Below are 14,332 nucleotides of genomic sequence, written 5' to 3' on the forward strand. Positions count from 1 at the left end.
CGACGAGGGCGCGGTGGATAGGCTCCGGGACATGCCCGCCGCCCCGCTGCAGCGCACCGACGGTTCCCCCGTCCGCGCCCTCGTCGTCGACGACGAGCACGCCCTGGCCGAGGCCGTCGCCCTGGCGTTCGCGGGCGACGGCTGGGCCGTGCGGTCCGTGCACCGCGGGCGCGACGTGCTGTTCGCGGCCCGGGAGTTCCAGCCCGACGTGATCGTGCTCGACGTGATGCTGCCGGACATCGACGGGTTCGAGGTGCTCGAACGGCTCCGCGACGCCCGCGACGGCGTGCGGGTGCTGTTCCTCACCGCACGCGACGCCCCCGAGGACCGGCTCGCCGGGCTGACCGGCGGCGGCGACGACTACCTGACCAAGCCCTTCGGCATCGAGGAGCTGCTCGTCCGTGCGCGGATCCTGGCGCGCACCTCGGCCCGGGTCGCCGCGGCCGGGGCGAGCGCCGAGGTCGTGGTCGGGGACCTCCGCCTCGACGAGGACGCCCGCTCGGTCAGCCGTGCCGGGGACCGGATCGAGCTCACGCCGACCGAGTACGAGCTGCTGCGGCACCTGGCCCGGAACGCCAACCGGGTGCTGTCCCGCGAGCAGCTGCTGGCGAGCGTGTGGGGCATGGACTTCGGCACGTCGTCGAACCTGGTGGACATGTACGTGTCGTACCTGCGGAAGAAGCTCGACGCCGGACGAGAGCCGATGCTGCAGACCGTCCGTGGGGCGGGGTACGTGCTCCGGCCGGCGACGTGAGCCGCCTCGGGCGCACCGGGCGTGTGCCGTCGCTGCGCTGGCGGATCGTGGCGGCCGTGGCCCTGCTGCTCGTCGCGACCAACGTCGTCGTGGGGGCGGTGACCGTCGTCGCCTTCCGGGGGTACCTGGTCGACCGGCTCGACGCGGAGCTGTCGACGGCGGCGATGCGGACCGTCGGCGGACGGGACGGGGCCGAACCGCCGCGCGGGGCCTCCGGGCCGCCGCCGGGGTCGTCGTCCTCGTCGTCGTCCTCGTCCTCGTCCTCGTCCTCGTCGTCGTCGTCGTCGGACTCGGACTCGGATGATCTGCCGGATCCCGACAACGCCTTCATCGGTGCGCCGGGGCAGTCGGCGGGCACGGTCATCGCGATCGTCCGCGACGGCGACCTGGTGCTCGGTGGCTACACCGACGGGGACGGTGACCAGCGCCGCCTGACCGCGGCGCAGCAGCGGACACTCGCCGCGGTGCAGACCGGCGGCGACCCCGTGACGGTCGAACTCGGCGCGCTCGGGGACTACCGGGCGCAGGCGGTCAGCGACGACGGCGACGTGTTCGTCACCGCGCTCCCCCTCGGTGACCTCGACGCCGCGATCGCCCGGTTGCTGCTCGTCATCGGGGTCGTCACGGTGCTCGGGTTCGCCGTCGCCGCGTGGGCGCTCACGGTGCTCGTCCGTCGATCGCTCCGTCCGCTCGAACGCGTCGCCGCGGTGGCGTCCGGCGTGACCGCACTCGACCTGGAACGCGGCGACCCGGACATCCCCGTCCGCGTCTCCGACGCCGACCTGCGCGCGAACCGCGAGGTCGCGCAGGTCGGCAACGCGCTGAACCGGCTGCTGGGCCACGTCGCCCGGGCGCTCACCGTGCGTCGTGACGCCGAGGCCGGCATGCGGACGTTCGTCGCCGACGCCTCCCACGAGCTGCGGACCCCGATCGCCACCGTCCGGGCGTACGCAGAGCTGTCGGAGCGGACCTCGGACCTGGACGCCGTGCACCGCAACGTCGAACGGATCGGACGTGAGGCCGTCCGGATGGGCGACCTCGTCGACGAGCTGCTGCTGCTCGCACGGCTCGACGCCTCGGCCCTGGCGTCGGGGGCGCCGGCCTCGCAGGTCGTCCGCGAACCGGTCGACCTGACGTCGCTCGTCGTCGACGCCACGATGGACGCCCGCGCGACGGCGCCGGACCACCGATGGACGCTGCAGATCGTGGACGACCAGCCGGTGCTCGTGGCCGGTGACGAGGTGCAGCTCCGACGGGTGGTCACGAACCTGTTGACCAACGCCCGGACGCACACGCCGCCGGGGACTGCCGTCGTGGTGTCGTTGCAGTCGGTGCCCGGGTCCGGGTCGGCGTCTGCGTCTGCGTCTGCGTCGGACGGTGCCGTCGTCCGCTTCGTCGTGGCGAACGACGGGCCGCCGATCCCCGCCGAGTCCCTGCCGACGCTGTTCGACCGGTTCACCCGGGGTGAGGCCTCGCGCTCACGGGAGCACGGCACGAGCGGCCTCGGGCTCGCGATCGTGCGGGCCGTCGTCATGGCGCACGGCGGCATCGTGCGGGTCGCGTCCGAGCCCGGCCGGACCGCGTTCACCGTGGACCTGCCGCCCTCGGGCGCTTCGTGAGCAGAAGACGTCGGGTGCCGCGACCGCACTCGACATCTCCTGCTCACCGAGTGCCGTCCGGGTCGCATACTGGTCGGAGAACGCCGGACGAGGAGGCACCGTGACGAACGCGTACGACAAGCTCCCGGGCCGCCCGGACCCCGCCGACCTGGTGGTCGAGGTCCCGGCGTTCGAGGACGACCGCCCCCAGCCCGAGCCCGCACCGCCCGCCGCGGCGCCGGAGCTCGTGGCCGCGACCGAGTTCGCGCGCTCCTCGCACGCACCGCCCACGATCCGCCGGACACAGATGCGGGCGGGCGCCTGGATCGCGGGCGTCCCGATCGCGGCGCTCGTGGTCGTCGCGATCGTGCAGATCCTGCTGCCCCGCTGACCGAGAGCGTCACTGATATGTAGAGTGGTACGCCGTGGGGACGCGGTGGTGACGACAGCGACGAACGGGTACCGAGAGGTCTTCGTCGATGAGTCGAAGGTCAAGGACTACCTCCTCGTCGCCGTCTGCCTCGAACGCTCATCGACACGGGCAGCACGGTCGGCACTCACCGGCCTCGTCCTGCGTGGGCAGTCGCGCCTGCACATGCGGAAGGAGAGCGACGCCCGTCGCCGGCTGATCCTCAGCACGATCGCGTCCTTACCGGTGGAGGTCACGGTCTTCCGTGCCGTCAAGGACGGGCGATCCGACACAGCACGCCGCGCTGCGTGCCTCAGACGACTCGTCGCCGCCACCGCGGTGTCCCCGCGCGTCAGCGTGTGCTTCGAACGGGACGAGACACTCATCCGCAAGGACCGACAGTGGATCGTCGAGGCGACGCGGGACTCGGGTGGCGCCCGTCTGGTCCACCGCCACGAGACGGCTGCACACGAGCCGCTCCTGGCCCTGCCGGATGCAGTCGGGTGGGCGTGGGCGAAGGGCGGCGACTGGAGACGTCGTTGTCCACCGGAGATCAACGTGATCGACGTCTGAAACGCGCAGAACCCGAGCGCCCAACCGTCCGGATGGGTCTCGGGTCCACTTCTCGAAGCTCAACGCAACGAGCACGATCACGCTACCACCGTGCCATGTCACACGCCAGGACCGGCAGACGATGGCACGGCGATCGGGCGTCGTCCGGATCGTCAGACGATCGACCAACGTCGAGACTCAACGCGTGCATCCGCGTCGGAGCGCACGCAGGCTGGGTCCTGTCCGAGCAAGACGACCCGAACGGGTCACCACTGCAGAGATGGGAAACACGATCATGAACTCGTTCAAGCGCAAGTCCGTGAAGCTCCTCGCCGGCACCGCCCTCGGCGGCGCCGTCATCGCCGGGGCGTTCGTCGCAGCCCCCGCGCAGGCCGCCGAGCCGGCGCCGCCCAGCACCTCGTCGTCCGTCGGCGGCAGCGTCAACGTCAACCTCGACCCGGTCGCGATCGTCAACGCGATCAAGGACGCGGTCAACGACCAGAGCGACCGCGGCGGTGCCGTGCAGGCGGCGCTCGACGTCGGCTACTGGAACGCCGGCAACCCCGACCGCCTCACCGTCGCGGTGGTCAACAAGAACCAGGACATCACCGTCGAGGGCGACGTCGCGGACGCCCAGTCGATCGACATCAAGGGTGGCAACTACGTCATCTACTGGTTCAAGGGCCCCGGCAAGGTCACCAACAACGGTGACGGCGGCTGGCTGAACTGGGGTGTGTTCGGCAACATCGAGCGCATCGACAACGTCATCCACGTCAACGGCGGCTGACTCCTCCGTTCGTCGGCGACGCCCCCTGGGACCTCGGTCTCAGGGGGCGTCGCCGTTCGACCGCGCCGCTTCGATCGCCGACGGCCGGTTGCGTGCAGCCAGCATGAAGTCCCGCCGAGACCGGATCCAGCCCCGGACGAAGGCGACCGACACCAGCGCCGTCCGGTTCGGTGCGTTCCAGGACTTCATCAGCCGGCCGAGGTGCCAGGCAACGGCCTGTCGGCTGTAGGCGGTCTCCTTGGCGATGGCGTCGTTCGACAGCCCACGGGCGGCGAGCGCCAGCATCCGTTCCTCGGTCTCGTCCAGGCCGGGCGCCGATGCCACCAGGTCGATGTCGTCGGTGCCGAGTGCTGTCGTCGCGTCCGCCGACGCCCCTCCGCGGTGCTGCGCCCAGGCCTCCGCCCAGCACGAGCCGAGTTCGTGTGCCACGAGTGATGCCCGGCTCATCGCGAGCATCGTCCGGCCGGCGTGGTCGATCGTCGTCGCGTGCTCGCGGGTGGCCGTGTGCATGACGAGGGCGAAGACACGGATCGCGGGCAGGGCGCCGCGGAGCACGACCGAGACGTCGACCTGCGGGTCGTCGGCGCTGGCGGCTGCGACCTCGCGGAGCCGCACCAGGCACTCCGGGTCGAGCGGCTCCCCATGCTCGACCGCGCGCAGTGCCGCGGGGAGCACGAGCGGGACGATCTGCTCGTACCGACGCCGGAGCCAGTCGTGCCCGTCGGGTCGGATGCCGTGCAACGGTGGCGCGAGCAGCAGCTCCGTGAACTCCGGGCACCGCTCGTCGAGCGCCAGCCCCAGCCGCTCCCCGGGGAGCAGCACGGCCGTCCGTCGTGCGTCGTCGCGCTCGGTCGTCATCGTGCGTCGAACGTATCCGGACAACAGGTGTCGTGTCCGCTGCGTTCACGTGGTGTTCGTTCTTACCCGGGCCACAGCGCCCTGCCTCGGCCCCCGTAGGCCCGCTGCCGAGCATGAGCGGCATGACGGAGACGAACCAGCCCCTCGACATCGACATCGTCGTCCCCTGCTACGACGAGCAGGACACGCTCGCCGCCCATGTGCGACGGCTCCACACGTTCTGCCGGACGTCGTTGCACCACTCGTGGCGGATCACGATCGCGGACAACGCCTCGACCGACGACACCGCCCGGATCGCCGACGACCTCGCCGCGATGCTCCCCGGCGTGCACGCGGTGCACCTGCCCGAGAAGGGCCGGGGCCGCGCGCTCAAGGAGGTCTGGGCGGCATCGCCGGCGGCCGTGCTCGTCTACCTGGACGAGGACCTGTCCACCGACCTCGCCGCGCTCGAACCCCTCGTGGCGCCTCTGCTGTCGGGGCACTCGGACCTGGCGATCGGTACGCGGCTGGCAGGTTCGTCGCGCGTGGTGCGTGGCAGCAAGCGGGAGTTCATCTCGCGCTCGTACAACCTGCTGCTCCGGACGACGATGGGGGTGTCGTTCTCGGACGCGCAGTGCGGGTTCAAGGCGGTCACGAAGGCCGCCGCCGACCACCTGCTGCCGTTGTGCGAGGACGACGCCTGGTTCTTCGACACCGAGCTGCTCGTGCTGGCCGAGCACGCGGGACTCCGCATCCACGAGGTCCCCGTCGACTGGGTCGACGACGTCAACTCCTCGGTGCACATCGCGTCGACCGCGACCGAGGACCTGAAGGGCATGTGGCGGGTGTCGAGGAACATCGCCACCGGGCGGGTGCCGATCAGCACGGTCTACGCGGCGATCGGTCGGCAGCCGTTCACCCCACCGAGCGTGGGGTTCCTGGGGCAGGTCCTGCGGTTCGGAGCGATCGGGGTGCTCTCGACCCTGGCGTTCGCCGCCCTGTACGCCCTGTTCCGGCCGGCGATCGGCGCCCAGACCGCAGACTTCCTCGCGCTGTTGGTCACGGCGATCGGCAACACCGCACTGAACCGGCGGTTCACGTTCGGGGTGCGGGGCCGTGCGGGAGCCGGTCGGCACCACGTGCAGGGTCTGGTCGTGTTCGGCATCGCCTGGGCCATCACGTCGGGGTCGCTCGTGGTGTTGCACGCGTCGGTGCCGGGAGCCTCGCACGGTGCGGAGATCGCGGTGCTGACGGCAGCCAACCTGGTTGCGACCGGCGTGCGGTTCGTGTTGTTCAAGGCGTGGGTGTTCCGTGGCCGCCGACGCCCGGAGCTCATCCGCCCCGGCACCACCCCGGCGGCCGACGCCAGCACGGCGGTCACCGAACCGATCGCGACCCCCGAGCGCACCGGCGAGCGAGCGGCCTGACACCGTGCCGGGTTACCCACCCGGTGCAGGGTTGCACGGCGCCCGCGGCACGCCGCACCGTGCGGCGTCGGCCATCCCGTGCGAGGTTGCACGCTCCGTGCAGCGCTACGAACTCGCACCGAGCGTGCAACCTCGCACCAGCCGAACAGACCCGCACGGTGCGACACCGTCACACCCCACACCACCCGTGTTGCACGGTCGGTATACCAAGCCGTAGCATCGCCCTACCGCACCACCACCCCACAGGGCCCGACTGCCACCATCGGTCTGCCCGCGGCGAGCGCTCCATCGATGCAGCCCGCGCCGTCCGCTGCCGGCAACGCCCCACTGGACCCGCACGTGAACCCCACCTCTTTCGGTCTCTACGACCCTGCCCGCGAATCGAGCGATTGCGGCGTCGGTTTCATCACCCGTCTCGACGGGACGCCGAGCCACGACGTCATCCGCAAGGGCGACGAAGCGCTGTGCTCCATCCCGCACCGCGGCGGCAAGTCCGCCGAGGGTGTCGGTGACGGCGCGGGCGTCAGCATCGACCTGTCGGTGGAGTTCTTCAGCGCCATCACCGGCGAGCAGCTGCGCGCCGGGCACTTCGGCGTCGCGAACTGCTTCGTGCCGAGCAGCGACGGAGCGGACGGCGCCGACGAGCGCGCCCGCGCCGAGCAGACCGTCACGGACGCCATCACGGCCGAGGGCTTCGAGCTGCTGCTGGTCCGTGACGTCCCGGTGGACCACTCCGTCGCGCGCCCCGAGGCCGAGCAGTACCAGCTGCCGATCGTGCAGTGTGTCTTCCGTGCTCCGTCCGACTGGGACCGCACCGAGGTCGACGCCGCCGCGAACCGCGCCCTGCTCGCCATCGAGGCGGTCTCCTACGCCCAGGCAGCCGCCGAGCGCGCCGAGCACGCCGCCCTGTACCCGCTGTCGCTCAGCGCCCGGACCCAGATCCTGAAGGGCCGGCTGAACTCCGGCGAGGTGATCGGGTACTTCACCGACCTGCGCGACCCCCGGCACTCGGTCCGGACGCTGTACTTCCACACCCGGTTCTCCACGAACACCGAGCCGCACCCGACGATGGCGCAGCCGTTCCGCCTGATGGCGCACAACGGCGAGCTGAACACCGACCGCAAGAACCGGCTGTCGGACGAGGCGCTCGCGCGGGCCCGCACCCGGAGCATCGTGCGTCCGCCCGGGCAGTCGGACTCGAGCCGACTCGACCAGACCCTGCAGAGCCGCGTGTTCGACGACGGGCTCGAGATCGTCGAGGCCGTGGTCTCGCTCATGCCGCCGGCGTGGGAGAACGACCGCACCCTGACCCCGGACGTCCGGGACATGCTCGAGTACTTCTCGCTGTACGAGGAGAAGAACGACGGTCCCGCCGCCGTGATCTTCAGCGACGGCGACGTCGTCGGCGCCCGCCTGGACCGCCTGGGCCTGCGCCCGCTGCGCACCGTCGAGACGGCCGAGTACCTGATGGTGTCGTCCGAGGCCGGCCAGGTCGAGTTCGACGCCGACGAGGTCGTGCACCGCGGCCGCATCGAGGCCGGCGGCATGCTCGTCGTCGACCACCGCACCGGCACCCGCATGCGCACGGGCGAGGTGCTGCACATGCTCGCGGCCCGCCGTGACTACGGCACCCTGCTCGACGCCGCCCGGGTGAACCTGGACGACGTGCCCGCTCCGGACTACGAGCGCACGACGTCCACCCTGGGCTACGACGGCGACCTGTCGCTCGCGGGTCGGTACGTGGCGTACTCGCTGAACCAGGAGAGCTTCCGGTTCATGCTCGACCCGATGCTGCAGAACGGGTCGGAGCGCATCTCGGCGATGGGCTACGGCAACGCCATCAACGCCCTGAGCGACACCGAGGGCGGCATGGCGAAGTACTTCTCGCAGCGCTTCGCCCAGGTGACGAACCCGCCGCTCGACTCGATCCGCGAGGCCGACGGCATGTCGATGCGCGTGGCACTCGGCGCGAAGCCGGACGGCACGGGCACCACGGGGCGTCAGCTCGTCGTGCAGTCCCCGATCCTGGGGCACCTCGACATGGTGCGGCTGCGCGAGCAGGACATCGTGCCGCTCGAGCGTTTCGACATGCTCTACGTGCCGGTGCCCGCCGACGAGCAGGCCAACGCCGACGCGATGCGCGGCGCGCTGGACGCCCTGTGCGACGCGATCGAGGCGTTCGCGGCGCGCGGTGGCGGGATCGCGGTCGTGACCGACCGCGAGGTGTCGTCGACCCATGCGCCCCTCCCCGTGATCCTGGCGGTGGCCGCCGTCAACCAGCGGCTCATCGAGACCGGTCTGCGCCTGCGGGTGTCCGTCGTCGCGGAGAGCGGTCAGCTGCCATCGTCACACCACGTCGCGACCGCGCTGGGCTTCGGTGCCGCCGCGGTGTACAGCTTGAGCGCTCGGCTGCGTGCGGAGGAGAAGTACCCCGCCGCACCCGCACCCGCCGGTGAGCTGACCGCGACCGACCTGGCGCTCAAGCAGTTCCGCAAGGCCGCCGAGAAGGCCCTGGCGAAGACCATGGGCCGCGTCGGCCTGTGCACCGCCGAGAGCTACATCGGTGGCGAGTTCTTCGAGCCGAACTACCTCGACACCGGCGACGACGTGCTCGCGCGGATCTTCCCGCACATGCAGGCACCGGTCGGCGGCGTCGGCTTCGCGCGCATCGCACAGGCGGCGACGGACTGGCACGAGCGTGCCCGCTCGGTGGCGTCCGAGGGCCAGGTCCCGCTGCTCGGCCTGTTCAAGGAACGCTCCGACGGCGCCGGCCACTCGTTCGGCGTCGCGAGCGTCCGCGGGTTCGGCGGCATGACCGAGGAGCGCCCGGCCTTCGAACGCTCCGGCGACTCCGACGCACTGCGCCTGCTCACGCTCGGCCAGCTCGACGACTCGTTCGGCATCACCGACGCCGCGTACCGGAACACCGGGTACGACCGGCTGAGCGACGCCGAGATCGACGCGCACCGCATCACGCCGGGCTACGTCACGTTCCTGCAGACGACCCACGACGAGCGGTCCCGCCGCCCCGCCGCGCTCCGCGACGTGCTCGCGCTGCCCGCAGACGTCACCGGCATCGACACGGCCGAGGACTTCGCCCGCGAGCTCGGCCGCTTCTCGACGAGCGGCAACGCCAGCGTCACCGTGCGCGGGCTCTCCGGCTCGCGTCCGTCGGACGACCAGGACCTGCCTGGAGGGACTGAGCGGTTCCGCCTGGAGCTCACGTCGACGGGGACCACGGGTGCACTGCGCCACGCGGCCCTGGCGGACGGCCTCGCGCTGCTCCACCCCGGACAGATCGACGTCGACGCCGTCGACGACACCGGGGTGACGCTCCGCGCCACCGGTGCGGCCGTCGCCCTGCTCGCGCTGCTGCAGAGCGCCCCGGCGAGCGTCGAGCTCGACGAGGTGCAGCCGGCCCACGAGATCACCCGGACCCTGGCGTCCGGTGCGATGAGCCACGGCGCGCTCGTCGCCACCGCCCACGAGGCCGTCGCACACGGCACGAACATGGTCGGCGGCATGTCGAACAGCGGTGAGGGCGGCGAGCACCACTCCCGCTACGGCACCATCCGCGGCTCCCGCATCAAGCAGTTCGCCTCGGGCCGGTTCGGCATCTGGGCCGGCTACCTCGCCGACCCCATGCTCGAGGAGCTCGAGATCAAGATCGGCCAGGGCGCGAAGCCCGGCGAGGGTGGCCAGCTGCCCGCACCCAAGGTCACGGTGGACATCGCCGCGGCCCGTGGCGGCACGCCCGGCGTCGAGCTGATCTCACCGCCGCCGCACCACGACACCTACTCGATCGAGGACCTCGCGCAGCTCATCCACGACTGCAAGGCCGCCCGCGTCCGGGTGATCGTGAAGCTCGTCTCGTCCGAGGGCATCGGCACCATCGCGGTCGGCGTCGCGAAGGCCGGCGCCGACGTGATCAACGTCGCGGGCAACACCGGCGGCACCGGCGCCGCGGCCGTCACCAGCCTGAAGTACGCGGGCCGCTCCGCGGAGATCGGCGTCGCCGAGGTGCACCAGGCCCTGGTCGCGAACGGCCTGCGCCAGAAGGTCACGCTCCGCTGCTCGGGTGCGCACCAGACCGGCAGCGACGTCGTCACGAGCGCCCTGCTCGGCGGCGACAGCTTCGAGTTCGGCACGACCGCGCTCATGATGCTCGGCTGCGTGATGGCGAAGAACTGCAACGTGAAGTGCCCGGCGGGCCTGACCACGAACGCCGAGGCGTTCGAGGGCGACCCCCGGGCGCTCGCGCAGTACCTGCTCAACATCGCCCACGACGTGCGGCAGATCCTGGCCCGGCTCGGCCTGCGTTCCCTGCGCGAGGCCCGCGGCCGGACCGACCTGCTGCAGCTCCTGGACCACCCGGCGAGCGTGGGCCGGCTCGACGCCCGTGCCCTGCTCGCCCAGGTGCCCGAGAAGGTCGTCGCGGACCCGGAGTACCTGGAGAAGGACTTCCACACCGACGACGCCCTGCTCGAGCGCGTCCGCACCGCCCTCGTCGACCACGCGCAGGAGCACGTGCTCGTGCACGGCGTACTGCTCGGCAACGCCGACAAGTCGGTCGGTGGCCAGCTCGGCATCGACCTCGAGCGTCTGCTCAACCACGAGCTCCGCGCCGAGGACGTGCAGGGCCTGCCCGCCGTGACGACGGACGACCGCGGACGCCGCCGGCTGGTGGACGGCGCGGTCACGATCCGCACGCAGGGCTCGGCCGGGCAGTCCTACGGCGTCTTCAACAACGACGGCGTCGTGCTCGAGCACACCGGCACCGCGAACGACGGCGTCGGCAAGAGCCAGAGCGGCGGACGGATCATCGTCCGCGCCCCCGGTGGCGGCAGCGCAGCACAGGGCGGCAACGTGCTGGTCGGCAACTTCGCGCTGTTCGGGGCGACCGGTGGGCGCACCTTCGTCGAGGGCGAAGCCGGCGACCGGTTCGCCGTCCGCAATTCCGGCGCGACCGCCGTGGTCGAGGGCCTCGGCGACTTCGGCTGCGAGTACATGACCGGCGGCGCCGTGTTCAACCTCGGCGCGTTCGGCAAGGGCCTCGGCAACGGCATGTCCGGCGGGTTCCTGTACCAGTACGACCCTTCCGGCCAGGTCGCCGAGCGTGCCAGCACGGACTCGCTCCTGGTGTTCCCGGTCACCGACACCGAGCGCGGTGCGTTCCACGAGGCCGCCGCCCGCCTGCTGCTCGAGTGGCACCTCGAGGCGACCGGTTCGGCACTGGCCGAGCGGCTGCTCGCCAAGTGGGACACCGCCCGCGCACACGTGTACGTCGGCATGCCGCGTGCCCTGCTGCTCACGCAGGACGCCGGCGAGATCCTCGCGGCGGCGACCCGGCCCGAGCTCCTCGACGAGCTCGCGACCTCGATCGCCACCGACAAGCTCCGCGCGTTCAAGCTCGACTACCGCGACCAGCGCACGGTGCTCGACGGCCGTGCCCCGGCGCTCGGCGACCAGGGCGAGGACATGTTCTCGCTGCTGTCGTCGTACACGGTGCTCGGGGTCGCCCAGGACGTCGCCCTCGAGCGCGTCCCGGGCGCGTTCGGCACCGCCGACCCGCGAGTGGCCGAGGCCGTCAAGAACCTCGTGCTCACCGAGGACTTCTCCGTCAAGCAGCGCGTCGTGAAGTACCTGCGCGGCACGCTCGACCGGTTCGCCGACGACCAGCTCGCGACGCTCATCGCGATCAAGCGGCTCGACGACTACAAGCGCGCGCTCACGCAGCGGAACAACCGCAGCATGGACGCGCCGGGCACCACGGGGTGGATCATGCACCAGAACGCCAAGAACGACGGCCGCGTCCGCGAGGCCCGCTTCGACGAGCTGCTCGCCACCGCGGCGCTCGAGGACATCGCCCGCCGGGCACCGCAGGCGCCGACCGAGGCGGTGACCGCGTGAGCCTGCTCCCCCCGACCGGGTCGCTGATCCCCGTCGACGCACCGTTCTCGGCCGCCCAGGAGTCCTGGCTCGCCGGGTTCATCGCGGGCATCGCCGCCGCGGGCAAGAAGGTCGCAGCCAGCGCGCCCACGACGACGATCGACGTGCTCTTCGGCACCCAGACCGGCAACGCCGAGTTCCTGGCCGACGAGCTCGTCGCCGGCGCGAAGGCCCGCGGACTCGGCGGTCGTGCGAGTGCGCTCGACGCCGTCACCCCCGAGCAGCTCGCCGAGATGTCGCACGTGCTCGTCGTCACCTCGACCTACGGCGAGGGCGAGATGCCCGACAACGCCGGGCTGTTCTGGGACGCGATCCAGGCGAGTACCGTGCCGCGGCTCGAGGGGCTGCAGTACGCCGTCCTGGGCCTCGGTGACACGAGCTACGACGAGTTCTGCCAGGCCGGCAAGCTCCTCGACACCCGGTTCGAGCAGCTCGGCGCGACCCGCATCCACGACCGCGTCGACTGCGACGTCGACTTCGAGGACCCGGCCGCACTGTGGACCGCGGCGGTCCTCGACCGCCTCGCCGCCGAGGCCGGCGCGACGGCTGCACCCGGCGCGACCACGGGCGGTGGTGCCGGCGACGGTGCAGCCGCGACCGGCGGGGCGGGCGCGAGCCGTGCCTCCCGGCCGGGGTCGCAGTGGAACAAGCGCAACCCGTACCCGTCGCGCCTGGTCGAGAACCGGCTGCTCTCCTCGCCGCGCAGTGCGAAGGAGATCCGGCACTACGAGTTCGACCTCGGTGACTCGGGCATCGAGTACGCGGCCGGCGACGCCCTGGCGGTCGTGCCCGTGAACGACGAGGTCTTCGTGGCGGACCTGCTCGAGCAGGTCGGCACGAACGGCGGCGAGGCGTTCGACGGCCGGCCGATCACCGAGGTCCTGCGGACCGACCGTGAGATCCGGACGCCCTCGAAGGACCTCATCGCCGACCTGGTGCAGCGCGCGCCGTCGAGCGAACTCGCGGCCGTCGTGGCGCACGGCGACAAGCACGAGCTGGACCGCTGGCTGTGGGGACGCGACGTCCTCGACCTGCTCCGCGACGCCGGACCGGCCGCTCCGGGGCTCGACGAGCTGCTGCCGAACCTGCGGCCGCTGCAGGCGCGCCAGTACTCGATCTCGTCGAGCCCACTGGCGCACCCGGACCGCATCCACCTGACCATCGCGTCGGTGCGCTACGGCGACCCGCACCGGATGTACGCCGGTGTCGCGTCGACGTTCCTGGCCGACCGGGTCGACCCGGACGGCACCGTCGACGTCTACCTGCAGCCGAACGCGTCGTTCGGGGTACCGGCGGACGAGTCGGCCCCGATGATCATGATCGGACCGGGCACGGGTGTCGCGCCGTTCCGCGGGTTCCTGCACGAGCGCGCCGTGTCCGGGGCGACGGGGCGCAACTGGCTGTTCTTCGGCGACCAGCACCGGGACACCGACTTCGTGTACCGGGACGAGCTCACCGAGCTGCAGGAACAGGGCGTGCTCGACCGCCTCGACCTGGCGTTCTCGCGCGACCAGGCCGAGAAGGTCTACGTGCAGACGCGGATGCTCGAGCGGTCGGCGGAGCTGTTCGCCTGGCTCGAGGACGGCGGCCACGTGTACGTCTGCGGGGACGCCTCACGCATGGCGAAGGACGTCGAGGCCGCGCTGCTCCAGGTCATCCGGACCGGACGCGCGCGCGGCGAGGACGACGCGCAGGCGTACCTGGCCGACATGCGTCGCGCGAAGCGGTACGTGCGCGACGTCTACTGAGCCGCACACGGACGTGACGGCGGATCCGGATCCAGACGTGATGAGTCCGCCCCGGCCACGGAACCCGAATCCGATGGCCGGGGCGGTCCCGGAGGAGCGCCGGTCGATGGGGGCAGACCGGCGGGCCCTGCAGCGTGACGCACGCATCACCGACGCGTGGCGTCGGTGACCCGAGCGGGGAGTCCCCTGATCCGGGACTCACGTCCCTCGCTCGTCTCGGTCACCGGTGGTTGGTCGGCACCGGACTCGCTGTGCGTCACGGGCTGTTCGG

At 71.9% G+C, this 14,332-nt stretch carries 9 protein-coding genes; 8 read left to right on the plus strand and 1 reads right to left on the minus strand.

Going from position 1 to position 14,332, the window contains the following annotated elements; translation table 11 throughout:
- The first annotated feature begins 31 nt into the window (after nt 1–31).
- The 5 genes from DEJ01_RS12065 to DEJ01_RS12085 all read left to right on the plus strand — a co-directional run bounded on the left by DEJ01_RS12065 (nt 32) and on the right by DEJ01_RS12085 (nt 4,100).
- A complete protein-coding gene (locus DEJ01_RS12065; RefSeq protein WP_111093102.1) occupies nt 32–754 on the plus strand; it encodes a response regulator transcription factor in 723 nt (240 codons plus the stop codon).
- Entirely contained in the window at nt 751–2,373 is a 1,623-nt protein-coding gene (locus DEJ01_RS12070) for a cell wall metabolism sensor histidine kinase WalK (RefSeq protein WP_111093103.1), read from the plus strand. The genes DEJ01_RS12065 and DEJ01_RS12070 overlap by 4 nt, the downstream gene beginning before the upstream one ends.
- Before the next feature lie 100 nt (nt 2,374–2,473).
- Complete coding sequence (locus tag DEJ01_RS12075) at nt 2,474–2,743, plus strand: hypothetical protein (RefSeq protein WP_071406090.1); 270 nt, start codon at nt 2,474–2,476, stop codon at nt 2,741–2,743.
- 48 nt (nt 2,744–2,791) lie between these two features.
- Nucleotides 2,792–3,334, plus strand: a complete 543-nt coding sequence (locus DEJ01_RS12080; RefSeq protein WP_146247606.1) for a hypothetical protein — start codon at nt 2,792–2,794, stop codon at nt 3,332–3,334.
- A 259-nt stretch (nt 3,335–3,593) separates the two neighbouring features.
- Nucleotides 3,594–4,100, plus strand: a complete 507-nt coding sequence (locus tag DEJ01_RS12085) for a hypothetical protein (protein ID WP_245165815.1) — start codon at nt 3,594–3,596, stop codon at nt 4,098–4,100.
- Between the two features lie 39 nt (nt 4,101–4,139).
- Here DEJ01_RS12085 and DEJ01_RS12090 read toward each other — a convergent pair whose 3' ends face one another.
- Nucleotides 4,140–4,958 carry a helix-turn-helix transcriptional regulator gene (locus tag DEJ01_RS12090; protein ID WP_111093105.1) on the minus strand — a complete coding sequence of 273 codons (819 nt, stop codon included), beginning with the start codon at nt 4,956–4,958 and terminating at the stop codon, nt 4,140–4,142.
- Between the two features lie 113 nt (nt 4,959–5,071).
- On the opposite strand from DEJ01_RS12090, the gene DEJ01_RS12095 reads away from it, so the two are divergent.
- From DEJ01_RS12095 to DEJ01_RS12105, 3 genes are all read left to right on the plus strand, one after another.
- Nucleotides 5,072–6,364, plus strand: coding sequence for a bifunctional glycosyltransferase family 2/GtrA family protein (locus tag DEJ01_RS12095; protein WP_111093106.1), 1,293 nt, complete (start codon nt 5,072–5,074; stop codon nt 6,362–6,364).
- Nucleotides 6,365–6,703: 339 nt separating this feature from the next.
- Nucleotides 6,704–12,274, plus strand: a complete 5,571-nt coding sequence (locus tag DEJ01_RS12100; RefSeq protein ID WP_111093107.1) for a glutamate synthase-related protein — start codon at nt 6,704–6,706, stop codon at nt 12,272–12,274.
- Nucleotides 12,271–14,061 carry a sulfite reductase subunit alpha gene (locus DEJ01_RS12105; RefSeq protein WP_111093108.1) on the plus strand — a complete coding sequence of 597 codons (1,791 nt, stop codon included), beginning with the start codon at nt 12,271–12,273 and terminating at the stop codon, nt 14,059–14,061. The genes DEJ01_RS12100 and DEJ01_RS12105 overlap by 4 nt, the downstream gene beginning before the upstream one ends.
- Nucleotides 14,062–14,332: the final 271 nt, after the last annotated feature.

It is taken from the genome of Curtobacterium sp. MCLR17_040 (assembly GCF_003234735.1).
Classification (GTDB): domain Bacteria; phylum Actinomycetota; class Actinomycetes; order Actinomycetales; family Microbacteriaceae; genus Curtobacterium; species Curtobacterium flaccumfaciens.